Raw genomic sequence first — 25,102 nt, forward strand, 5'->3', positions numbered from 1 at the left:
AAAGTTGAAAAGGTTAATTTTAGAAGACATTGCTAGCATTATGCAAATGAAGCTGCTACTTATCGTGTTCCTGCTCAGTGCAACCCAGGCTCAAGCCCAGTTTGAGAGCAAGATCACCTGTTTTTTTCCAAAAGCCTGGAATGGTAAACAGGCTATGCTCGTTAGCAGTCCGCTGGGACGTAAACAGATTATTGATACCACTACGATTCACAACCGGAGTATTACGTTCACCGCTACGCTAGCCGAACCCTGTCCTGCCTACGTTTGGATAGAGGGTAATCAGGACGATATCACATTATTTCTTGACTCACCCCAAATTGCTGTTGCCTATGACCCCGAAGCCACCGTTCAGACCGTGATTTCAGGATCGCCCGAATCAGATGTATGGCGCGAAGAGAAAAAGAAATCGGCTGATCGTAGTGAATCCTCAACGGAGTTGTACAGGCAGGCTTATGAAGCGTTTAGTGCGGGCGATACGTCAGCCAGCTTGCGCTACAGGAGAATGATTGATTCGCTGCACGTTGCTGGTGAGAAAACGCTGATGCAACAGATAGAGAACAATCCGACATCGGGCGTCAGTTGGTTTAAGTTTGCTAGTAGCTATAGTGAATTTTCATATAAACAGGCCTGGAGCTTATTTAGCAAGCTATCTTCTTTTTCAAATTATCCGACTTATAAATCCATCCAGCAATACTTGCTGAAAAGGCAGCCTGGCAAAAAAGCGCCTGATTTCAGCCTTATTACCCTGACGAGCGATACGGTTACCTTATCGAAACTGAATAGCAGATTGATTTTGATTGATTTCGCCAGCCTTACTATGCATACGTGCCATGAACGCCATGCTGCCTTGAAAAAGCTGTATGAAACGTACCATCCACTTGGACTGGACATAATTACTATCTGCTTTGAGCCTGACCAGCAAACCTGGCAAGCTAATCTGGTAAGGGGCCGTTTACCATGGCGTCAAGCGTTTAGCTTGTTAAAGCCTTCAAATCCAATCCTAGACGCGTTTGCGGTGGAACGGATGCCCGACAACGTACTGCTCGGCGCCGATAAAACGGTGATTGAGCGTGATTTATCCGTATCAGAACTTGACACTAAACTAAAACAGCTAGTTAATAAACCGTAGTTTATTAACTAGCTGTGTGAAAGTCGGGTTAATCGTGCCGCTTTATAGCAGCAGACCCGCCAGCGTAGCTGACATGTAACTGGCTAGCGTTCCGCAGATCAAAGCTTTAAAACCAAGTCGGGCGAGGTCACTTCGGCGATGGGGAGCCAACTCACCAATGCCGCCCACCTGAATGGCGATTGAGCTAAAATTGGCAAAGCCACAAAGCGCAAAACTGGTAATGGCAATGGTTTTTGGGTCGAGCGTTGACCGAATTTTTATAAGATCCAGATACGCTACAAACTCGTTAACAACCATTTTGGTACCCATCAATGCCCCGGCAGCCTCAATGTCTTTAGACGGTACGCCCATGGCCCAGGCGAACAATGAAAAAAGCTTACCTAACAGCATGTTCAGGCTGAGGTTATCCATACCTAAGATAAAAAATCCAAACCGGAACAGCAGACTGTCAATCAAGGCGATCAAAGCAATAAAGCCAATCAGCATGGCTATTACGTTAAAACCCACTTTCAAGCCTTCACTGGCACCGGCGGCAATGGCGTCCAGCAGGTTCGCGTGCGATTTTTTGATTTCTACCTTAACCGTTCCTTGTGTTTCGGAAACGCCAGTTTCAGGCATTACGATCTTGCTGATCACTAACGCACCCGGAGCCGCCATGATACTAGCCGCTAGCAGGTAGGGGGCAGGCACACCCAACGAAATATACACGGCTAATACGCCCCCGGCGATGCAAGCGAACGACCCACTCATCGAAGCGAGCAATTCTGAATTCGTCATCCCATTCAGATACGGTTTCACCATGATCTGGGCTTCGACCTGGCCAACGAACGTACTGGCAACGTTCGAGAGTGCTTCTGCACCGCTTACGCCCATCAGCCATTTCATGACCCGAGCCATTACGGCAACGACCCGCTGCATGATGCCCAGGTGATAGAAAATGTTCACCAGTACCGCTACAAAGATGATGGTCGGGATAATCTGGAAAAAGAAGATTAAATTATTGTCGGTGCCAAAAGCCTGAGAAAGTAAGTACCGCTTCACAAGCGGACCAAAGACGAACTCAGCACCAGCACCTGCCTTTTGCAGGAGCTTGTCGACATACACGCCGAGCGTCTGGAAGATTTGCTGGCCAACGGGAGTTTTTAGAATAAACACCGCGAGACCAAACTGGAGCGCTAATCCAACACCGACGGTACGGTAGTTTATAGCTTTTCGATTATCAGAAAGGGCATAGGCTATGCCAAGAATTAATACAATGCCAATCAGGCCGGTAAAACGATCCATTGATGAAGGTAAGACGAAGTTTCAGTTAAGTTGGCGAAGATAACGAATTCGGCGTTAGCAGCGAGGAACGAACAGAGAGAATAGTACCTCAACCTAGTAGGGCAGAGGCCTCTGATTTACTCGTTGCTAACGCTACGTTCGTTATATGTTCGCGATGGCCCGTTCGGCCCCTTCCTGATATTCTTCTTCAATCTGGGCGATCTCGGCCGGTTTTATCTGAGGGTCAAACAGCCGCGACTCCATCACTTCCTGTTCGGTAACGCTGAAGAACCGCTGGTGCATGTTAAAGGGCTGAACATTAGCGGGCACTTCACATTTCTTAAAGTTACCGTCTTCTTCTAACTCGAAAGCGTTGACGTTATCGAGCAAGTTATACTTCAAAATTAAAGTGGCTAACTGCTTGACGCGCTGGTCAGCCAGAAAGAACAGGGATTCGATACGTCGGTCGAAACTGCGTACCATAATATCGGCGCTACCACCGTATATTTTCGGATCGCCGTTGTTGTGAAAGTAATAAATCCGGGTGTGCTCGAGGAAATCACCAACGATAGATCGAACCGTAATATTTTCGCTCAGACCGACCCGATGCGGACGCAGACAGCAGATGCTACGAACGATCAGCCGGATAGGCACACCCGCCTGCGAGGCTTTGTACAATTCGTCGATAACCTCTTTGTCTTCCAGCGAGTTGACTTTAATGCAAATGCCGCTGGGTAACCCGTGCCGGGCGTTTTCGGCCTCCATTTGAATCAAGCCCAGTAACTGCTGACGCATACCGCGCGGAGCCGTAATCAGGTACTGGTATTCGTTTGGCAACGAGTGACCTGTAATTACGTTGAAGAACTCCGATATGTCGTGGGTATAAATTTCGTTCGTCGTTAACAGGCCAATATCGGTGTACAGGCGAGACGTATCCTCGTTGTAGTTGCCAGTCGCCATGTGGGCATAACGAACCACGCGGCTTCCTTCATTCCGAACAACCAGCAACAGCTTTGTGTGTGTCTTGTACCGGCTGATGCCGTAGATAACAAAGCAGCCCGCTTTTTGAAGCCGCTGCGCTTCGCGGATATTGTTTTCTTCGTCGAAACGGGCCTTTACTTCAAACAGTACCGATACGTGTTTTCCATTTTCGGCCGCTTTCAACAAGGCTTCCGTAACCCGTGACCGTTTCGCCAGCCGATATACGGTAATCTTTATGGCCAGCACATGCGGATCTTCCGCAGCTTGTTCAAGTAGCTGCAATACGGGCTCAAAATTGTTGTAGGGATGATGGAGTAATAAGTCGCGCTGCTTAATGACTTCAAATATATCGTCGGTTTTATCCCGCCCCAGTCCCAGCGGAGGAACCGGTGCCTGTGGACGCGGCATATCATCTTTGAAGTCCGGATGGCCAATGATCTGCCAGAACGCCGAAAAATCGAGCAACGTCTGCGTTTCGAAGATGTTCAAATCATCAATTTCCCACCGCTTCTTTAACAGATTAAGCATCCAGGGCGAGCCGATTGAATTCTTGGGGCTCGTTTCTACCTCAACGCGCGTTACCCGCCCTAGTCGGCGATTCTTGATCTTCTGACGAACTTCGTCGATAAAATCAACTTCATCGTCATCGTTCTCGTCAAGCGTAAAATCGCCATTACGAGTAATCCGAAACAGATTGATGGACAGGATTTCGATGTTTCGGTACAGCTTTTTGATATTGTGCCGAACGATCTCCTCAATAGGAACAAATATCATTCGGTCATCTCGCTCGAACGACAGGAACCGAGGAAGGTTAGCGGGAATCTGAACGAACGAAAGCCGCTGCCGCTCGTCTTCATCCTCAGACCGCAGACTTTTCAGATCGGCACCATCCGGGTTTTGCGTGACAACCCCGAAGATGAGAACTTTAGCCAGCAACACCGGGAACGTATGCGTGTAGTCGTACAGCATTGGCGTCAGCGTCGGGTAGATAGCACGGTCAAAATAATCGGTAGCAACGTCCTGTTCTTCAGGAGTTAAATCTTCGTACGTAGCTAGCACAAGATCATTCTCGGCAAACAATGGCAGCAATTGTTCCGTGAAAACGGCTTGCTGGTCGCGACAAAATTGCTGAGCGGTTGTGTATAAGGCTTTTCGGAAGGGGACTTCCCGCAAACCGGAATAATCGACCCGCTGCTTATGATAGTCCAAGTAGTTGTACAGGCTACCCACGCGAATCATGAAGAATTCGTCCAGATTAGACGCTGAAATGGCTAAGAACTTCAGCCGTTCCATGAGCGTACGGTTTGTACGACGGGCCTGATCCAGAACGCGCTCATTGAATTTTAGCCAGCTGAGGTCGCGGCTAAGGTAGTTGCTCTGATCAATAACGCTGCTAACTTTTTCACTAACCTTTGCCATCTTATCGGGTACCTGTTCAGGGGTATCAGCCTGTCGATGCGTGAGTTTGGAAACTAAGTTGCCCAAAATTGTACGGTTGGGGTTTAAGGAATAACGCATACACGTATTTGAACTTTGAATTACAACAAAAAAGCGGGCATTCCGGCCCGCTTTGTGTTATCATTCGGTTAAACATCCACTCGGGCATACTTCGCGTTTCGCTCGATGAAGTCACGTCGGGGAGCGACTTCATCGCCCATCAGAGTTGAGAAGACATGGTCAGCGTCGGCGGCCGACTCGACCGTTACGACCTTTAGACTGCGGGTGTCGGGATTCATCGTCGTACTCCAGAGTTGTTCGGCGTTCATCTCACCTAACCCTTTGTAACGTTGTACGCCAACATTTTCTTCCCGGCCGCTGCCTGCCAGTTCTTTCACCGCTGCTTCTCGCTGGGCCTCGGTCCAGCAGTAGCGCTCTTCTTTACCTTTCTTGACTAAGTATAAGGGCGGCTGAGCGATATAGATATAGCCATTGTCAATTAAGGCCTTCATGTTCCGATAGAACAACGTCAGAATCAGCGTCCGGATGTGGCTACCATCGACGTCGGCATCCGTCATGATGATGATCTTATGATAACGAAGCTTATCCAGGTTCATCACCGTTTCATCGTCTTTTTTCTCCAGCCGGACACCCAGGGCGGTCCAGATGTTCTTGATCTCTTCGTTCTCGTAGATTTTGTGCTCCATGGCTTTCTCTACGTTCAGGATCTTACCACGTAACGGCAGAATAGCCTGGAAAGCCCGGTTGCGGCCCTGTTTAGCCGTACCGCCCGCTGAGTCACCCTCTACCAGATACAGTTCACACTTTTCGGGATCGGTGTCGGAACAGTCGGCCAGTTTGCCGGGGAGCCCCATACCGCCCATAAAGTCTTTGCGCTCGGTCATGATGCGCTTGTAGGCCAGATCAGCCGCAATACGTGCCTGAGCCGATACCAGGACCTTTTTAACAATACCCTGGGCCGTTTTCGGGTTTTCTTCCAGCCAGGTTTCAAGCAGATCAGCCATCGCCTGACTAACGGCGCTCACTACGTCCTGGTTGCCCAACTTGGTTTTCGTCTGGCCTTCAAACTGAGGTTCCTGTACCTTCACCGAAATAACGGCAGTCAGACCCTTACGGAAATCCTCACCGCTAAAGGTCACTTTACCGGCGTTCTTCGGCAGCACACCAGGATTTTTATCCGCGTAGCTTTTCAGCACCCGCGTTAACGCCGAGCGGAAGCCCTGTACGTGAGTACCACCTTCGTGCGTATTGATGTTGTTAACGTAGGAGAGTACGTTTTCACCGGCCTCGTAATTGTACACCAACGCCACCTGTACTGGGGTTGATCCTTTGTCGCTCTCCATATAGATTGGCTGCATGCCATCCAATGAAGGGCGGGTTTCATCTAAGTACTTAACGAACTCAATCAAGCCGCCTTCCGAGAAAAATTCAGTCTGATTGATGGGTTCGCCCTGTTCGTCAAGCTCACGCATATCCTTCAGGAAAATGCGAATGCCTTTGTTCAAGTAAGCCAACTCGCGCAGGCGGCCTGCTACAGTATCGTACCGATAAACCGTTTCGGTGAAGATGCTGCCGTCTGGTTTGAAATGCGTAATGGTACCGGTATCTTCAGCGTCGCCAATCACACGTACGTCGTACTGTGGAACGCCGATTTTGTATTCCTGCTCAAATATTTTGCCTTCGCGGTGTACTTCTACGCGTACGTCGGTTGAGAGTGCATTCACGCAGGAAACGCCCACGCCATGCAAACCACCCGATACTTTATACGTGTCTTTGTCGAACTTACCACCAGCGTGCAGCACCGTCATTGCAATTTCAAGCGCTGACTTACCCGTTTTCGTATTGATGCCTGTCGGAATGCCCCGGCCGTTGTCCCGCACCGTGATGGAGTTATCGGCGTTGATGGTTACGTGGATCGTATCACAGTAACCCGCTAACGCTTCGTCAATGGAGTTATCGACGACTTCCCAAATCAAGTGGTGTAAACCTTTCACGCCAACGTCACCGATGTACATGGCCGGACGTTTGCGGACGGCTTCGAGACCTTCTAAAACGGTAATGCTGTCAGCTCCATACGCCTTAGCTTCTGGAATAGCAACGGGAGCATCTGCTTCAATCAGTTCGTTGGTCATAGTATGCTATTAGATGTCAGAAAGTATACTTTATCAGGCTCTTATTCTGAGCCTGTAAGGTGGGTTTACAGATTGTAAAAATACAAAAAAAAACGCTTGTTTCCTAGTCATTTCTGCAAGATTGCCTTAATATACGTAAAATTGATTGTACGCCCAATTGTGCGCCTAGTTGCCGGTTTTTGGAACACAAAAAGGCCTAATCCAAAGCGTTGAACGTGTTTTCGCAATTAGCTGCGATAATTAAACAAATCCATGACGAACGGATAATACCTCATTACGCTAAATCCTGGAAAAGTATTATTATTGACAAGACGAAACGTAGTGACGAACGACTGTTTTGTCTGCTTCTTAGTTGCCAAATCTGGTGCAGAAGAATTTCTGAACAAAAAAAGCCGAATCAGTTGCTGATTCGGCTTGTAAATGAAGCTAAAAACTGGTTAATCTTCGGGATAAGGAACGTACACAAAACCCGCAAAATCACCGTGAACGACAAACAGGCAGGAGTATTCGTCCGGCTTTTTGTAATTCTCCTTCCACAGTTCAATCGACTCCTGCCCAATCAAAGCGCGCTGGATAAACTCATCAAGGAATGAGGCCTTATAGGTCCATTGATTTTCGAGTTCCTGGGGGGCAATCAGCAGTTGCCCTACGGGTACTTCCCGGCGGGAAGCGACAAAGACCGGATACTCCGAGAAGCCGCGTTTCCGAATCTGATACGACGCTTCTTTCAACTGGTCGGCCACTTTTACGAAATCTGACGAAATCTCGCCCATCAACTGCTTGTTGATTTCAGGCGAATTTGCGTCGTCAAGTATGGTATTTTCGTTGCTGTGGTGTATCATTATTATAGAAGTTAGGAGCGGGGAGACAGGAGTGAGAATACGCTACAGAATTATGCATCTATGTATTCTCACTCCAGTCTACTCACTCCTAGTAACTGAATGTTAAAACCGCGCAGCCAACAGTAAATCAAGGTCCTTGAAGCGCATGTTGAACTTCCGGGCGATGTATGCGTTGGTGAGCGTTCCTTTATGGGCATAAACACCTTTCATGAACCAACGGTTCGCGTACATCATCTGCTCAATGCCACCGGTTGTACCCGTTTCGAGCAGAAATGGTAGGAAGATATTGCTGAGTGCCATACTTGCCGTGTAGGCCACGCGCGCTGCAATGTTCGGGACGCAATAGTGGATGACGCCCATGTGCTTATACGTAGGCTGCTTATGGGTCGTCATCCGGGACGTTTCAAAGTTGCCGCCCTGATCGATGGACACGTCGATGATGACTGAGCCCGGTTTCATCCGCCCGATCATTTCTTCGGTTACGACAACGGGGCTCAGACCATCTTCGGCCCGCATGGCACCAATTACTACGTCGGCCCGCTGGATGGCCTCGGTCAACGTATCGGAGTCGATTATGGACGTATAAATGTGCTGACCAACGGCATATTTGAGCCGTTGGAGTTTATACAGATGCTTGTCGAATACTTTCACATCGGAGCCCATGCCGAGGGCCGTCCGAATGGCATACTCCGTAACCGTTCCGGCCCCGAGCATCACCACTTTCGTAGGTGGGACGCCCGTAATTCCGCCCAGGATAATACCCCGGCCGTTATCGGCATTGCTGAGGTATTCGCCCGCGATAAGCATGACCGTACTGCCCGCAATCTCGCTCATGGAGCGAATGACGGGCATATTACCGGCTTGATCTTCAATGTATTCGTAGCCGAACGCGGTCAGGTTTTTTTCGTTGATTTTTTCGAAATAACCACGTTCGTGAGCAGGTAGATTGAGAGCGGAGATAACGGTACTTCCCGATGTGACGTGCTCAAATTCGCTGTCGATGAGGGGCTCGATTTTCAGAATCAGATTAGCCTCGTATACCTCCTTAGGCGAATAGGCGATCTGAGCGCCCGCTTCGCTGTACTCGCTGTCGGGAAATTTTGCTTTTTCACCGGCTCCCTGCTCAACGATTACGTTATGGCCGTGTCGGACAAGGATGGCAACCGCTTCCGGGGTGAGCGCGATGCGGTTCTCCTGAAGAGAAACTTCCTTCGGTAGCCCGATGAGCAGGCTATTCCGGCTTGTTTTCACGGCCAGGGGCGCTTCTTTCGGGTAAAGGGCCGTTTGCTTGGCCAATTCCTCAAATCCAGTCAATGCGATGACGTTTATGGGTTGGGCTTACCGGCGAGCCTTGGCAACTCACCGGTAAGCTTACTTAGTCGACTAATTTAGTTTCTACCGTTCGGCGACCGTCAGGGTCGGCCGACAGATGTACTTGGAAATACGTAGCGGGCCATAATGACGTAATGCGTTCCGGCCATTCAATAAAACAGTATGCGTCTGAATCGAAATATTCTTCGATACCAATATCCAGCGCTTCGGCTTCGTTACGTAGCCGGTAGCAATCGAAATGATACACCGATTTACCTTCGTGGGTAGTATACTCGTTTACAATCGAGAAGGTTGGGCTCTGGACCATACTAATCACGCCCAGGGCGCGGCAAAGCGCTTTAATGAGCGTGGTTTTACCCGCTCCCATCTCGCCTTCAAACAACCATACCGACTCAGTACGTCCCTCTGCCAGTAGCTGGTGGGCTACGGCATCAAGTTCATCGAGTCGGTGGAAATGGCGTTTCATGAGCTATACTGAGAACAGGCCGCAAAGATACAGATTTTAGGCGGACCATTCTTTGCGCATGGGACGACTAAGCAAGCGGTTCGCTTCGGCGTCGTTTTCAAACTTTTCTTTATCGGGATTCCAGCGCAGTGGGCGGTTGAGCCGGTACGCGATATTACCAATCGTACAGACGGAAGCGGTGCGATGACCGACCTCTACGTCGCTGATCGGATTTTTGCGGCTGCGGATCGCATCCAGAAAGTCTTTATAGTGATTATCGCTGAAGTAAACGTGCTTCTCAGTTTCCCCGATGACTTTGTCTTTCAGCGCAGCGGGCGTTGTGGTCAGTTCGCCCCGGGCCACTTTTACTTCCCCTTCAGTACCAATAAACTGGCAGAACTGCTTGCCCTCGACTGGCTTATGGTGCATTTCTACGCCATTAGCGTAGCGATAGATCAGGCCTTTCCCGCTTTTATCCGAAGCGTCAGACCGGGCGGGGGGCGTCAGTTCAACCGGTCCTGAATTATCCATGTCTAAACCCCACTGCGCAATGTCGAACATGTGAGCACCCCAGTCGGTCATTCCGCCACCACCAAACTCATCGATGTCGCGCCACTGACCCCAGAATGTATCTTTGGGGGTTGGCAAAAGCACTTTATTATAGGGCCGGTTAACCGTGTTCGGTCCCAGCCAGGCATCCCAGTTTATGCCAGCCGGTAGGGGCTGGGCTTCAAGATCCCAAGGCCGCGGTGGGCCACCCACGTTTACATTAATGGTTTTCACCGTGCCGATGTAGCCGTTACGTACCAACTCGACTGCCTGTCTGAATTCCTTCCACGAGCGCTGCATGTTTCCGGTCTGAAAAACGCGTTTGTGTTTGCGGGTGGCTTTTACCATGTCGCGGCCTTCTTCTACAGTTAAAGCGAGCGGTTTTTCGCAGTAAATATCTTTACCTGCTTTGGCCGCCTGAATGGCAATGACACTATGCCAGTGGTCGGGCGTGGCAATCACCACAGCGTCGATGTCCTTATTACCGAGCAACTGACGGTAATCATCGTACCGCTGGCAGCCATTGTAAGCACTTTTGTCGGTTTTGCCGGCGTAGAACGTATTGACGGCTTCCACGAACGTAACCTGTTTGGACTGGTCTACATCGCAGGCGGCAATGATCCTGGCGTCGTTTTTTAGAAACTGATTTCGTAATCCCCCGCTTTGCTTGCCGAGGCCAATAAATCCGACTGTGATCTGGTCGCTGGGGGCCAGGTAGCCACGGCCCAGCACATGACGGGGGACAATGTAAAACGCGGACAGGCCGACTGCTTGCTTAAGAAAGGTTCGGCGGTTGGGTTGAGCAGAGAGTTCTTGCATGAGTTTAGAGGTTTTGACAGAAGCAAAAGTGGGCAGCAGGCAACCTTTACTGCCTACTGCCCACTAGTTTACCAACTGACTAAGTTAATACCCTGGGTTCTGCTTCAGCGTTTCCTTACCGGCTACTTTGCTGTTCAGGATTTCCTGGAGTGGAATTGGGTAATACTCGTGCTTGCCTTTCACGAAGGTGGCTCCGTTAAAATAAGTACGAAGGCGCTTTTCTTTGCTCATGTATTCGTTCAGCACCTGATCGGCCATGCCCCAGCGAACCAGATCGAAGAAGCGGTGGCCTTCCATGGCGAACTCCAACCGGTGTTCAAACCGCACGGCCGTGCGGGCTGCTGCCTTGTCGGCCCAGGGCGTTGTATACTGGCCAACTACGTAGTTAGCGGCTGGCTGACCTGCGTCCGTTTTCACGAATCCATCCGGATTAGCGGCCCGTTTGCGAATGATGTTTACATACTCACGTGCTTTCTCCAAACTTCCTACTTCGATTTCGGCTTCGGCCAGCCACAGGTATACGTGCGACAGACGGATCATGCGGTAGTTGTTAGCGTTCAGACGGGAGTTGCTGGAGAACGTGTTGGTGCCGACATCAGTACGGTAGAACAAATGCTTCTTCCCTTCGTACGGACCGCCATTGCCCTGGTCGCGAACCCAGGCTTTACCGGGCATCACACCCCAGTCCAGGAAAGGAATACCCCGGCGGCCAACCGTCCAGTCAAGCCGGGGATCAAGTGCACCAGCGTACGGAGTAAATGGCTGGGTTGATTCAATACCCTGATCGCTGGTTACGTCCGAATCATTAAACGTAGCCGGTAAAGGTAGCCCATTGGCATCGGTTTTAAACGCATTTACCAGGTTCTGCGCAGGCTGGAAGAAGCCGCAGCATGTAGTTGGGCCCGCGTAGGGGTAGTTCAACACGGCCCCGTTATTGCCGTTCTCACCCGTTCCGTCGTTTACCGAAAACTGGACCTCGAAGATCGACTCGGCGTTGTTGTTGGTAACCGTTCTGAAATTATCGTGGTACCGATCCATCAGCCGATATTTACCGCTGTTGATAATCGCTTCCAGCAAGGGCTTCGCTTCGGTCCATTTCTGCTGAAATACATATGCCTTCGCCAGCATCGCAGCAGCGGCCCATTTAGTAGCGCGGCCTTTCTGCGATTGTACTTCCGGCAGGTTATCGTAGGCAAACTTAAGGTCGTCAACGATGTTCGGCCATATATCCTTGTCATTCGGCACTTTGGTGCTGTTCAGATTGAGCGGATCGTAAAGCTTATCGTCGATGTACGGCACCATGTTGAACACCTTTTTGACTTCAAAGTGATAATGGCCCCGTAAGAAGCGTGCCTGAGCAATGGCCTGCGTCTTTTCATCATTGCTCATGTCAGTGGCTTTGCCAACGGCCTGGATCACGTCATTGGAACGCGCAACACCGTCGTAGACCGCCCGCCATTTACCCCGGAAGTACGTATTGTCAGGCTGGATGTTCTTGGTTTCAATGTATCCGGCTTCCGGTTGGTCACCGGAGGTAGAGCCTTTATAGGCGTCGTCGGCTGCAATGCTTCCGTATACCCAGTTATCTGACGAACTGTGGTAGGACGTACCGCCAGCTCCCCAGCCGTCGAGCAACGAATAGGCGCCTACCAGCAGGTAGTTTACCCCAACCCGGTTGTTAAAGTTTTCAGCACCCAGCACCGCTTTCGGCTGCACATCAAGGAATTTCTCGCTGCAGCCGGTCACTATACCGAATGTCAGTAGACTTACGAATATGGTTATTTTTTTCATGAGATAAAGTCAGATTAACGGATGGGTTAGAACGCCAGGTTTAGCCCTACCAAGAAGGTGCGTGCTACAGGATACGCGGCTTCGTCAACGCCGATGTGGCGATCATTGCCTGATCCGCTCGAATCACGCAGGTTGATTTCTGGATCAAGACCCGTGTATTGCGTTACCGTCAACAGGTTTTGGCCCTGTATGTACACGGTAGCATTGCTTACGCCTAGTTTGCTCATCAGCGTGCGGGGTAAGTTGTACGACAGCTGAATGTTCTTAAGTCGTAGGTAGCTACCTGGCTCCAGGTAGTACGTCGAGGGGTTCGAGCTGATGTTGTCGTTCGAGCGTAGGATTGGCAGTTTGGCATCAGTCTTACCCGGCCGCCACGACTCATTGTACATCCGGGTGCTGCGGTTACCGCCGAAGGTTGGGAAATCCGTCCAGTAGCGCACGTAGTTGAAGATTTGGTTGCCCTGTACGCCCTGTCCAAACAGCGTTAAGTTGAAGTTTTTGTAGCCAACGTTTACGTTCACACCGTAGCTGTAGCTTGGGTGTGGGTTGCCGATAATGGTCCGGTCGTTGGCGTCAATTTTCTTGTCGCCGTTCACATCGCGGAAGATAAAGGCACCTGCCAGGTTGTTCTGACCACCACCGAATTGTACCGGTCCCGCTTTAGCGGCCTCGTCAGACTGGTAGATACCATCGATAATGTATCCGAAGAACGACGAGATTGGATAACCAGCCTGCGTAACCGTCATGGCGGGTAGACGAGTGCCGAAACCAAAGTATTGAGTAGATGGGTTTCCGTCGGTTTTCGTTACCAGGTTCCGATAGGTTGATACGTTGGCACCAATACTATACGTCAACTGGCCACCTAATGCACGGCCGTTGTGGTTTATACCTAGTTCAATGCCTTTGTTCGTAAATTCCGCAATATTCTGGAATGGGTTGGTAGCAACGCCCTGAGTAGATTGTACTTCGACAGGGAACAGCGCATTGGTCGTTTTCCGGCTAAACCAGTCGAAGGTTAGATCAATTTTGCCTTTGAATAGCGATGCATCCACTCCAAAGTCAACCGAGGTTGTGGTTTCCCATTTCGCGTTTGCATTCCCGAACTGGTCGAGCTGGTAGCCCTGAATCGAAGAGGTCCGGGACCCGTTGAGGTCGTAAAACGAGTTGGTCGGGTTGGTTGCATAAATCAGGAATGGGTTGTAGTTCCCGATTTCCTGGTTACCCGTTTGTCCATACGCAGCCCGTAGTTTGAGGTCATCCAGCCAGCCAGCCGTAGGGGCCATAAACGATTCCTTCGAAACCCGCCAGCCCGCCGAAACGGCCGGGAAGTAAGCTACCCGGTTTGCCGACGCGAAGCGCGACGAACGGTCGCGACGAATTGTACCATCGATCAGGTACTTGTCAAAGAACGAAAAGTTAGCTTTAGCAAATTCAGAGGCCAGCGCCCAGTTTGAGGCACCGTTGGTGTTGGTCGACGTACCGGCGTTACCGGCGTCCAGGTAGCGGTTCTCCAGACCATCATCCGCAAATCGGCTCCGGTCACCCCGTAGGAACTCGAAGTAATTTTTGATGGACTCCGTACCCGCAATCAGGTTATAGCGAATGTTGCTGCCAATCTCGCCATTGTAGGTCAACGTATTATACCAGGTCCAGGTGTAGCCATACTCGTTCCGGGCGAACATGCTGTTGGCACCCGCTGACTCCGACGATTCGACATCGCGTGGCGTATAGGCCCGGATGTTGAACGTATTGTAGTCGATCCCGAAGCTGGTTTTAGCCGTCAGGCCTTTGAGAATGTCGATCTCAGCGTAGGCGTTACCGAACACCCGCATGTCTTTATTGACATTGTCTTTGTTTCGATACAGCAGCGCAACCGGGTTCCGGGCGTTATCGAGGTCACCGCCTTTGGTACCGGCAAAGTTACCCGCTACGTCGTACACCGGAATGATGGGCTGAATCCGGAAGGCCATCGAGATCGCGTTGCTCTCGTTGTTATTTGCTGTTGCACTTTGGGTTGAGTTACCGCCCCCAACGCGCTCACCAAAGGCAATTTGCAGGTTCTCGCCAACGCGAACCCGCTTGCTGACGTTGAACTCCGTATTAGCCCGTACTGAATACCGTTTGTAGCCTGTGTATTTCAAGATACCCTGCTGGTTGAAATAGTTCAGCGACATGGCGTATCGACCGCTTTCGTTACCGCCCGAAACGCCCAACTGGTGGTTCTGAATGGGAGCCGGGTCGAAAATCTCGTCCATCCAGTTCGTACCCTCTTTATTGGCTTTAGTAATTAAAAACTTCGTTTTGCGGAAGTCAGCGGCATCAATGTCATTCGAATAGTTGACGTAGCTGCCATCAGGGTTACGCGCCAGGCGTGGATCGCCTTCAGAGGCACCGTCCGGAAAAATGTAGTCGGGAATAACTGGCTTTGAACCACTGCCAAACTGGGCGTTTTTGGGATAAATCAGCGCCGTCTGACCGGCATTTGGTGTAGCTACGCCGTTAACCAGCGTGTTAGTGGCGTTAACCCGTGACTCCCAAAGCAGATCAGCGTATTGCTGTGTATTGAGGAGGCTGAGCGTTTTGCCGGGTTGCTGGCTGCCGTAATATACATCGTACGTAAACTTAGGCTTACCCGCTTTCCCTTTCTTGGTGGTAATGATGACAACCCCATTACCCGCCCGTGAACCATAAATTGACGCAGCTGACGCATCTTTCAGCACCTGGATGGATTCGACATCATTTGGGTTAATAGTATTGTTCGAGCCTTTCGTGGGTACACCATCAATGATATACAGTGGCGAGTTATCGTTCAGCGTACCGAACCCGCGGATACGTACCATAACGCCACCACCCGGTGAGTTATCGTTCCCGATCTGTACGCCGGCTACTCGTCCCTGCAAGGCTTGTGATACGTTCGTTACAGGTACTTTCAACGCTTCTTTTACGTCTACCGTAGCAACCGCTCCGGTAATGTCCCGTTTCGCCTGCGCACCATAACCCGTTACGACCACTTCGTTCAGCGTCTTTATATCCGGCACCATCGCGATGTTGATCGTGGTCCGGTTACCTATGTTCACTTCTTGCGCTGCAAAACCAATTGCTGAAATAGTCAGTACGTCGCGGCCGGGGGCGACACTTAACGAAAACTGCCCGTTCGCATCGGTCACCATCCCGGTCGACGTGCCTTTGATGACGACGTTAGCGCCTGGTAAGGGACTATTGTCGTTTCCGTCCGTTACCCGACCCGTAATCTTACGGTCTTGAGCAAACGCACTTACGCACAGTAGCCAGCTCATGACAAGCAATGGTAAACTGCGGTACGCTTTGCGTAAAGCATTATTCATAATGAATAGATTGGTTAAAAATGGAAGATATACTGTATAGAGATTAAGTAATAGTACCCTAAAGAAAGCATAAGCAGACTTCTAATCATGCTTTGAAGGATAATATTTTATATTAGATAATGTATATATTTGATACAATATGTACATTTCTGTACGTATACATTGGTACAGACGATAGATCTATCTTAATATGTAAGTTGTATAATTACTTAGGTGAGGGTATAAAAAAATAGGTACTAAGTAAGTTGCCCCTACTTAGTACCTATTTTTTGTACCTCTACGGCTTGTCTACCGTGAGATTATATACGTATCAAATCCACGTTAGTTTGGATAACCGGGGTTCTGAGTTTTCAGATTTGGGTTATTGAGCAGCTCCTGGCGGGGAATTGGTAGCAACAGATGCTTCTGTTCCAGCGCCTTATTCGTGCTAAGGTTAACGTGGCCAACGAATTCGTCGAAGCCGTTGGTTTTTTCGTTGTACACCTTCCGCAGACGAATCATATCAAACCAGGTGATTTGCTCGTAGCACAGTTCGTGCCAGCGCTCCCGCCAAACTGCTTCTCGGAAGGAAGCCTGATTGTAGGCACCTAACGCGGGGGTTGTCAATTTAGCCCGGTCGCGAATACGCTTCAGGGCGTCGTAGGCTTCGGGGGTTGGTCCACCAACTTCATTCTGAGCCTCAGCATACAGCAGCAACGTTTCAGCGTACCGGATCTGTGGTACGTTGAGATTGTTCAGCCGCGTGCCGGGTACACCAAACGTACCGTTAGCCGTGCGGTTAAAATGCTTGAACACGTAGGGAGCGCCTAAGTCAAAGCGGGCACCCGTACCGTTCGTGAAGTACGTAGTGTAAAAATACCCTTCCTGATCTTTAGCCCGCAGATCGCCCGGTTCATACGAATTGTAGAACGAAGCCGTTGGTACCGAACTTCCCGTACCCGTTGGCCCGTTGTAGTTGATTGGCTTAAAGTTACCGTAGAAGTTGTCCATTGGGTTACTGGCCACAACCGAGTTGTACTGAAGCATGAACAGATGCTCCAGCCGATTTTCTGTACTTTCCTTATGTACATCTTCGTAGGTCGTGAACAGGTTGATTTCCGACGGCTTTGAGTTTGCGTACGTAATAACTTCATACGCTTTGTCGGCCGCTAGCTTGTAATACGGTGCCCCTTTGCTCAGCGGAAATCCAGCCATGGTCAGATAAACTTTGGACAGCTGCGTTTTTACGGCCGCCTGGTTAACGCGACCACTCACGTCCATCCAGGGTAAACCGGCGCTTTCTGCTGCGGTGAGGTCCTCTACAATGAGCTTGTACACGTCTTCCTGCGAAGCGCGTGTGGGCCGAAAATCTTCCGACTGAATGGTTTGGGGTTTTGTCACAAGCGGAACATCGCCCCATAACCGAACGGCCTGAAAATAAGCCCATGACCGCAGGAACCGGGCTTCACCCAGAATTTTGGTACGTTGGGTTTCCGGCATCGTAATGTTCGGCACCTGCGCAATCACCTGATTGGCCTGCGCAATGACCCGATACAACCCGTTCCAGTAGTTGACAATGTGGGTCGTGTTGCCGTCGTGCGACAGACTGTACAAGTTGTTGAGGTCCGAATTCTGAGCTGTTTCGGTTGTCGACGTACCCGTAAGGGCTTCCAGCAACTGCCAGTTATTCGAGAAGATATTGGCTCCCTCACCGATAAACCGTAGGTTGGCGTATACCGAAGCCAGCGCGGCTTCCGCGTGGTCAGGAATGGTGTAAAAGCTTTCCGACGTCAGGTTCGAGGGTGCTTTCTCGTCCAGGAAATCAGAGCAGCCGACCGGGCCGATCAGTACCGATCCGCATAACACCGCTCTGGTTATATGTTTTATAAGGGGAGATTTCATAATAAGCATCAATAGTTGAAGTCGTTACCGAATTATAGAGAAAGCTGGAGGCCCAACATATAGGTCGTTGGTTTTGGATAGTTGTGCCAGATCATCCCTTGTGAGAAGGCGCTGTTGTCGTTGCCCTGGTTGGTCGGGGTTACTTCCGGATCGCCCACAATCGGATCGTCTACCAGCAGGAAGAAATTCTGAACGGTAGCGTAGAAACGTAGTCGGCTCACTTTAATCCGGTTGGTAACCTGGCTGGGGAGGGTGTAGCCGAACAGCAGGTTGCGACCCCGCAGGAACGAACCGTCTTTAATCCAGTGGCTGTCTACGTTGGTTACGTAGCCCGCGCGGGTTTCCCGAACTTCGGCGATTGGCGTATTCTGGTTCTGTGGTGTCCAGGCGTTGAGGACCGACGTATAGCTGTTGGCCAGGGCCTGGCGGTCTTCGCTGGCGTGCAGGTTCATCAGCATTACGTCGTTGCCGTACATGAACTGGAGTTCAAGCGTAGCATCGAAGTTTTTGTAACGCAGGTTGTTGGTCAGGGCACCCCAGCCTTTCGGGCTGCCGTTGCCGATGATGCTCCGATCGGCGTCGGTGATCGCCTTGTCGCCGTTTACGTCCAGATACTTGATGTCGCCGGGCAGGATGGTCAGGTTGTTGCGATAGCTGGTAAACTTAGCCGCTTCTTCGCGTTCAGCTTCACTCCAGGTACCAACGCGGGTTAGGCCCCAAAACGAACCGACCGGCTCTCCAACGCGGATAATGTTTGTCGGGTTTGTGAAGTTAGGACCGCCCACGTTGAAGATGTCCGAAGGGGTAGCCAGCGAAAGAACCTTGTTACGGTTGAGCGAAATGTTGAACGAGGTGTTCCAGGTAAAGCCACCCCGGTCTATGTTCACCGTGTTCAGGCCAAATTCGAAACCGGCGTTTTGCATCGAACCAACGTTCCGACGGATGGTACCGTAGCCGCTGGTGCGGGGCACCGGCGCATCGAGCAGCATGTCGGTGGTCAGCCGGTAGTAGTAATCAGCTTCCAGCGATACCCGCCCTTTGAATAGGCCGATTTCTAACCCAACGTCGGTTTGAGCCGTTTTTTCCCAGCGCAGATCGGGGTTCGCCAGCCGGTCAAGACCCGTTCCGCCAACGCGCGTATCGTTGTAGATGGTCGAAAAGTTCGAGCTGAGCAGCGCCAGCGATGAATACGGCGGAATCTCCGAGTTACCCGTTAAACCGTAGCTGGTACGTAGTTTCAGGTTAGAAATAATGGGATTCGTTTTCAGGAAATCCTCTTCGGATACGCGCCAGGCCAGAGCAGCCGAGGGGAAGAACGCAAACTTATGGTTTTCCCCGAATTTAGACGAACCATCGGCCCGGCCCGTTACCGTCAGCAGATACTTGTCTTTGTAACCGTAGTTGATACGTCCGAAATACGAGTTAAACGCAAAGCGACGCGCTTCTGATTGAACCTGTGGGTTTGTAGACCCGGCTCCGAGGTTGTTGAAGCCGAAATAATCCGTGGCGAAATTCTGCACCGTAGCGCTGATCCGGAAGAAGTTGGTTTCCTGCCAGGAAATACCCAGCAGCCCCGTGAACGAATGGTCTTCGCCGATTTTGCGGTTGTAGGTCAGGTAGTTCTCAAGCGACCAGAATGTTTCTTTCTGATTCCGGCCGGCTGCGTTCCCAAACTGACCAGGGTTCAGAGTGCGGGTTTGTGACTCGTTGTTTTCCTGCGTCAGGATGTTCACACCCAATACCGTCCGCATCTCCAGCCCTTTAGCGATGTTGATGTTGCTGTATAAGCTACCCAGCGTGGTCTGCGTGTTCAGGATATAACGCCGATCCATCAGCCGGTGCATCGAACTGAATGAGCCTTCAGCACTCGGATAATCACGGTTGCTAGCGTACGTACCATCCGCGTATTTTACGGGCAGGAACGGGAAATCCTCGACAATCTGCCGGGCAACGGCATCATTAATGTCGACCAGGTTTTCAGACTGGTTGTTGTAGCTAAGCGTACCGCCCACTTTCAGCCATTTCTTCACCTGATCGTCGATGGTGAACCGGCCGGAGTACCGTTTCATGTACGAGGTTTTGATGAGCCCTTCGTCGTTCCGGTAGCCCAGCGACAGCGAATACTGAGTGCGCTCATTGCCACCGCTGAAGCCAAGCTGGTGGTTCTGCGACAGTTTGTTCTGGGTTGTTTCTTTGAACCAGTCGGTATCGTACAGCGGATTCAGGTTAGCGTCGAACACGCCGGGGTGATCGGCGCTGAACTTCCGGCGACGGGCTACGGGGTCGAGGTTCGTGTATTTACCAGCCGCCCAACCCGCTGGGTCGTATTTAGCAATATTTGCGTAAGCCAGGTCTTCCGTCGCCAGATATTCGCGGGCGTTCAGCACCCGGGGCCGGTTTGGACCGATGGTGTTGACGCTAAAATCGGCGTTATACGTAACGGTACCTTCGCCGGCCTTTCCTTTTTTGGTAGTTACCAGAATGACACCATTGGCTCCTCGGGCTCCGTAGATCGCCGTTGACGAAGCATCTTTGAGCACTTCGACCGAGACAATATCATTCGGATTGATGTAGTCAATGGCCGAGCTAAACTGGCTTTGGTTGCCCTGGGGCAGCATCACACCGTCTACTACGTACAAGGGGTTGTTCGACGAGTTGATCGAGCTGAACCCCCGAATCCGGATGGTGCTACGTCCGCCGGGCCGCCCGGAGTTGGTATTCACCTGCACGCCCGGCATCCGGCCCGATAGCGCCTGGTTCAGCGATGTGGCTGGCCGTTCCAGCAATTGGGACTGCTTTACGGTGGCAACGGCACCCGTAAGATCTGATTTACGTTGGGTACCATACCCAATGACAACAATCTCATCCAGGGTTTTATCGTCTGCCTTGAGCGATACGTCGATGGTGGCTCGGCTGCCAACGGCTACTTCCTGCGATAAATAGCCCACGTACGAAAACACAATAACCGGATTCGCTCCCGTAACCGCTACCGTGTAATTCCCTTCTGCATCGCTGGTGGTTCCCTGCGTGCTGCCTTTTAGAACAATGCTGACACCTGGCAAACCGGTTCCGGTTTCGTCTTTTACCTGACCGGAGATTCGACGGTCCTGGGCCATACCCTCTACGCATAACAGCCAACTCAGGAAAAGCAGCGGAATGGCGCGGAATGTCCGTTGTAAATAGTTTTTCATCGTAAGGTTGATTAATGGAACATGTTATTATTGATACACAGTGCATCATTTCTTAAAGTCAACCCCGGCAAACTTCTAATTAATCCTCTTTTAATCTAAACGCTGAATTTGTTCACAAAAAAGGCTCAACCGTGTATAAACGGTTGAGCCACAGTGAGATAAAATATTAAAAATTATGTGCTGACTTTTTAAATTATTTTAAATTAAGGTCTTCAATAACGCGTTGAACCTTTGCTTTTAGCTGAGCATACGTATCGTCGAACGCTTCCTTGCTAGCCAGCGGCTCGCGGACGCTGACGTAGAACTTGATCTTAGGCTCGGTTCCCGACGGGCGGGCCGAAACCTTAGTGCCATCGGCGGTGAAGAACTGTAAGACGTTCGAAGATTCGATACCCATACTACCTGCTTCGATGGGGCTAGTGGTATTGCTGCTTAGGTCCAGTCGGGTTAACGCTTTATAGTCATCAACCCGAACCACCGCCGAACCCGCGATTTCTCTGGGCGGATTGGCCCGGAAATCGGCCATCATCTGCTGAATTTCTTCGGCTCCGCTTTTGCCTTTCTTGGTCAGCGAAACCAGGGCTTCGTAATAGAATCCGTTCTCCTGATACATCGCCATGAGCATATCGAACAGGCTCTGGCCCTTGTCTTTGGCGTAGGCGGTCAACTCCGCAATCATGGCGCAGGAAGCAATGGCATCTTTATCCCGCACGAAGTCGCCGATGAGGTAGCCATAACTTTCTTCGCCCCCGCCAATAAACTGCTCTTTGCCTTCCAGTTCACGAATGACTTCGGCAATGTATTTAAAGCCCGTCAGGGTGTTGTAACACGTAACGCCGTAGCGTTCGCACATCCGGTCGATCAAATCCGTTGTCACGATGGTTTTGGCGACGAACTCTTTACCAGTCAGTTTACCCGCATCTTTCCAGGCGTTGAGCAGGTAGTAGATAATCAGGCTGGCCATCTGGTTTCCGTTCAGCAGCTCAAACTCGCCATGGTGATTCCGGGCTCCGGCACCAACGCGGTCGGCGTCCGGATCGGTGGCCATAACCAGATCAGCGTTCAACGACAGCGCCATATCGAGGGCCAGCTGCATGGCGGGTTTCTCCTCAGGATTGGGCGACTTAACCGTTGGGAAGTTGCCGTCGGGAGTAGCCTGCTCTTCCACGATATGAACGTTGGTGAAGCCCAGGGCCTCCAGCGCGCGCGGCACCAACGTAATGCCTGTACCGTGTATCGGCGTGTAAACGATGTTCAGATCAGCCTGGCGCTTAATCACGTCCGGATTAACGGCATTCGATTTAACCCGTTCGATATACGGCGCGTCAATCTCTTCGTCGATCAACTGAATTTTTCCGGGAACACCTTCGAACTTGATATCATCAACGGACGTAATCTTATTCACTTCGGCAATAATGGCCTTATCGTGTGGGGCCACCACCTGCGCGCCGTCGTTCCAATACACTTTGTAGCCGTTGTACTCAGGCGGATTGTGCGAAGCCGTGACCACAATGCCGCTCTGGCAACCCAACTGCCGAATGGCGAAGGAAAGCTCCGGTGTTGGACGTAACGCGCTGAATAGATATACTTTGATGCCATTGGCCGAAAAAATATCGGCCACCAGTTGGGCAAACTCTGGACTCATCCGGCGGCTGTCGTGGGCAATGGCCACACTAATGTCCTGCCCCGGAAAAGCCGCATTGATGTAGTTAGAAAGGCCCTGGGTAGCGGCTCCGACGGTGTAGCGGTTCATGCGGTTGGAACCTACGCCGACCACGCCCCGCAGCCCGCCCGTACCAAATTCGAGGTCGCGGTAAAACGAGTCAGTCAGCTCCGTAACATTACCGGAATCGAGCAGGTGTTGAATGGCTTCTTTGGTATCGGCATCGTAATTACCGCTCAGCCACTGGTCAATACGTTGTTGAGTGGCAGAATCAAAGGTGGTTGTCATATTGAAGGGTTATTATTAAGTCAATGATTGTCGGCCAAAATTACGATTACCTAATTGCCCGCCAAATCCGCACGGTAGATTGGCGGCTAGCCCTGTCCGCCCTCGTATGTGAAACAGCCATGGATATGGTCACTTTTAATTAGGTTTAGGATAAAGTTACTTATACATCAAAAAAGTAATCAGCGTTATTGTAGTAAACTTTCAACTTCATATGAATAAGCTGTTCCCATTATTATCTCTACTTGGACTTCTTGGTTGCCAATCGGAAGAGCAACCTCTAGATGTAGCTACCCGTGCTTCGGGCAAATACATTGTCCAGTATTATAATGTGTTCGGAGATACATTGTACTCCCTGAGCGGTATCAATAAGATTGGAGTCAGTGATTTTTATATAGTCGTAGACCGAAAGGGACCGGATTCGGTAAGAATAGGGACATTTTATACTCGGAAGGGCTTGCCTGTCCGTTTTCTGAAAGACGTTCGTGTCAGTGAGACCAATGGTAAGTTTCAACTGTCAGCTAATAATTATGTTCCTTCCGGTTATCAGGGGATTATAGAAGGGAATACCTTAAACGAGCGAAGTGTGAGTGCAGGATTGCTCATTCCGCTTGCTGACTCATCGAAAAGCACTTACACTCCTTCTCCAGCAGGCATAGTCATTTCAGCCAAGAAGTAACTTATTACAAAAGATTACACCGGCATGTTCGCAAATAAATTACTTGCTACTTTATTGAGCTTATGAAGGTGACTCCAAACGTTACTCCCGCCAGCCTTCTGGCTTGAAAGGGGTACGAGTGTCGCTTAACCGACAAACGGCCGTTGGGGGGCGAGGAGGGCCGTCGATGATAAAACTGGGGCCAAATGGGGGAGGTGGTTCTGAAACCGGGTTTCGCCCATTTAACGCCAAAAATAATCCAGGTGCCGATCCATACGTATCTTTCCGATCCAGCCAGTAACGTACCTCCGCGACGGCTGAGGCCGCGAAATAGCCGATTACGTTTTCCTGTGCGTTTGCCTCATTACGTACGTTGCCGACTAAAGCTGTAGGGGGAGTATCGGCCAACCCACCGGTGTTCTGGGTTTGCTGCTGAAATAAGCTGAAATACCGGTAAGCGTCGGCGGTTAGTGATGTCTGACGTAGCGCCACCAGGGCAGGCCGGTATTGATAAAACGGAATCTGAGCAACCAGACGCTGGCTAATGAGTCCACCATTTGCCAAGGCATCATCGAACAGATTCAAGCTGTAATTCTGTATGATCTCCCAGCATTGGGTTCGGCACTCATAATCGAATCGTACGTTTTTAACCTGTTGATAGGCCTCAGAAGATGAGGGTGGAAAGAAGCAGTCTTCAAAGGGATTCGTGCCTGATTTATAAGCAAAACTGCTAATTGGATACAGAATTTCATTAACCGCATAGATACCTTCATAGCAACTCTGGCACCATTCCTGTCTCTCAAACAGGCGCCAATCCCACCGGTAGTAATTGTGCTGGTCAATGGGATCTTGCGTAGTCAGGTACATATCATGCCCGGCTCGGTAAGCGCCGTCGGCAAATGGCTTAACAAAGCTGGCCGGGTTGAATTGGGCCAAAACATGGGTGACGGGTGGTACGGGCTGCATTATCTGTTGAGTAGATACGTAACGGCTGCCGTCGCTGAGAGTAAAGCGAAGCTGGTAGGCATGGCCGATTTGCCCCCTGAAATCGCTGGGGAATTGATACGTACCGTTTACGGTCTCGTGTGCCGCAATGCGTTGGCTGGAATCGATTACAACTTCAACGGTAGCCTTAGTAATGGGTAAGCTGCCGAATCGCCCCGTGAGCGGATCGGCTTTAGAGCGATTGAGTCGAATGACTTGAGGCTCTGCCAGGTTAGTGATGGTTCCATCGACCACAATTACGTCAACCGTGCCCCGCAAGCGCAGATCAAGGATGTCCACGCAGGAGGCTAGCGACGAGACAAGAAAAACAAACAGAAGCCAGTAGCGCATATCC

Annotated in this window: 15 protein-coding genes; 2 read left to right on the forward strand and 13 right to left on the reverse strand. The window is 50.7% G+C overall.

All coding sequences use genetic code 11. The features are described from left to right. Positions 1 to 46: 46 nt before the first annotated feature. Positions 47 to 1,129: a DUF4369 domain-containing protein gene (locus ACYVIY_RS23550; protein ID WP_460978904.1), complete on the forward strand. Its 1,083-nt coding sequence runs from the start codon at positions 47 to 49 to the stop codon at positions 1,127 to 1,129. Between the two features lie 42 nt (positions 1,130 to 1,171). Here ACYVIY_RS23550 and ACYVIY_RS23555 read toward each other — a convergent pair whose 3' ends face one another. The 12 genes from ACYVIY_RS23555 to ACYVIY_RS23610 all read right to left on the reverse strand — a co-directional run bounded on the left by ACYVIY_RS23555 (position 1,172) and on the right by ACYVIY_RS23610 (position 23,108). Further along, positions 1,172 to 2,413: a NupC/NupG family nucleoside CNT transporter gene (locus ACYVIY_RS23555; protein WP_460978906.1), complete on the reverse strand. Its 1,242-nt coding sequence runs from the start codon at positions 2,411 to 2,413 to the stop codon at positions 1,172 to 1,174. Positions 2,414 to 2,554: 141 nt separating this feature from the next. Further along, complete coding sequence (ppk1, locus tag ACYVIY_RS23560) at positions 2,555 to 4,891, reverse strand: polyphosphate kinase 1 (RefSeq protein ID WP_460978907.1); 2,337 nt, start codon at positions 4,889 to 4,891, stop codon at positions 2,555 to 2,557. 68 nt (positions 4,892 to 4,959) lie between these two features. Then, positions 4,960 to 6,963 carry a DNA topoisomerase (ATP-hydrolyzing) subunit B gene (gene gyrB / locus ACYVIY_RS23565; protein ID WP_460978908.1) on the reverse strand — a complete coding sequence of 668 codons (2,004 nt, stop codon included), beginning with the start codon at positions 6,961 to 6,963 and terminating at the stop codon, positions 4,960 to 4,962. 437 nt (positions 6,964 to 7,400) lie between these two features. Beyond that, the gene (locus tag ACYVIY_RS23570; protein WP_460978909.1) at positions 7,401 to 7,805 is read right to left on the reverse strand and encodes a hypothetical protein; all 405 of its coding nucleotides are present in this window, start codon (positions 7,803 to 7,805) and stop codon (positions 7,401 to 7,403) included. Between the two features lie 102 nt (positions 7,806 to 7,907). Continuing rightward, the gene (locus ACYVIY_RS23575) at positions 7,908 to 9,119 is read right to left on the reverse strand and encodes an alanine dehydrogenase (protein WP_460978911.1); all 1,212 of its coding nucleotides are present in this window, start codon (positions 9,117 to 9,119) and stop codon (positions 7,908 to 7,910) included. A 61-nt stretch (positions 9,120 to 9,180) separates the two neighbouring features. Continuing rightward, positions 9,181 to 9,603, reverse strand: coding sequence for a tRNA (adenosine(37)-N6)-threonylcarbamoyltransferase complex ATPase subunit type 1 TsaE (gene tsaE, locus ACYVIY_RS23580; RefSeq protein WP_460978913.1), 423 nt, complete (start codon positions 9,601 to 9,603; stop codon positions 9,181 to 9,183). Positions 9,604 to 9,639: 36 nt separating this feature from the next. Next, positions 9,640 to 10,950, reverse strand: coding sequence for a Gfo/Idh/MocA family protein (locus tag ACYVIY_RS23585; RefSeq protein ID WP_460978914.1), 1,311 nt, complete (start codon positions 10,948 to 10,950; stop codon positions 9,640 to 9,642). Positions 10,951 to 11,034: 84 nt separating this feature from the next. Further along, positions 11,035 to 12,741: a RagB/SusD family nutrient uptake outer membrane protein gene (locus ACYVIY_RS23590; protein WP_460978915.1), complete on the reverse strand. Its 1,707-nt coding sequence runs from the start codon at positions 12,739 to 12,741 to the stop codon at positions 11,035 to 11,037. A gap of 26 nt (positions 12,742 to 12,767) precedes the next feature. Beyond that, positions 12,768 to 16,085 (reverse strand): SusC/RagA family TonB-linked outer membrane protein, encoded by a 3,318-nt coding sequence (locus ACYVIY_RS23595; RefSeq protein ID WP_460978916.1) that lies wholly within the window; start codon positions 16,083 to 16,085, stop codon positions 12,768 to 12,770. A gap of 321 nt (positions 16,086 to 16,406) precedes the next feature. Next, complete coding sequence (locus tag ACYVIY_RS23600; protein ID WP_460978917.1) at positions 16,407 to 17,966, reverse strand: RagB/SusD family nutrient uptake outer membrane protein; 1,560 nt, start codon at positions 17,964 to 17,966, stop codon at positions 16,407 to 16,409. A 32-nt stretch (positions 17,967 to 17,998) separates the two neighbouring features. Continuing rightward, positions 17,999 to 21,157 (reverse strand): SusC/RagA family TonB-linked outer membrane protein, encoded by a 3,159-nt coding sequence (locus tag ACYVIY_RS23605; protein ID WP_460978918.1) that lies wholly within the window; start codon positions 21,155 to 21,157, stop codon positions 17,999 to 18,001. 193 nt (positions 21,158 to 21,350) lie between these two features. Further along, positions 21,351 to 23,108 (reverse strand): phospho-sugar mutase, encoded by a 1,758-nt coding sequence (locus ACYVIY_RS23610; RefSeq protein WP_460978920.1) that lies wholly within the window; start codon positions 23,106 to 23,108, stop codon positions 21,351 to 21,353. Positions 23,109 to 23,319: 211 nt separating this feature from the next. Between ACYVIY_RS23610 and ACYVIY_RS23615 the strand changes: the two genes are divergently transcribed. Next, positions 23,320 to 23,784 (forward strand): hypothetical protein, encoded by a 465-nt coding sequence (locus ACYVIY_RS23615; RefSeq protein WP_460978921.1) that lies wholly within the window; start codon positions 23,320 to 23,322, stop codon positions 23,782 to 23,784. Between the two features lie 81 nt (positions 23,785 to 23,865). On the opposite strand, the gene ACYVIY_RS23620 is transcribed toward ACYVIY_RS23615, so the two are convergent. Next, the gene (locus ACYVIY_RS23620; RefSeq protein WP_460978922.1) at positions 23,866 to 25,098 is read right to left on the reverse strand and encodes a DUF4249 domain-containing protein; all 1,233 of its coding nucleotides are present in this window, start codon (positions 25,096 to 25,098) and stop codon (positions 23,866 to 23,868) included. Between the last annotated feature and the right edge of the window lie 4 nt (positions 25,099 to 25,102).

It is taken from the genome of Spirosoma knui, from assembly GCF_054780635.1.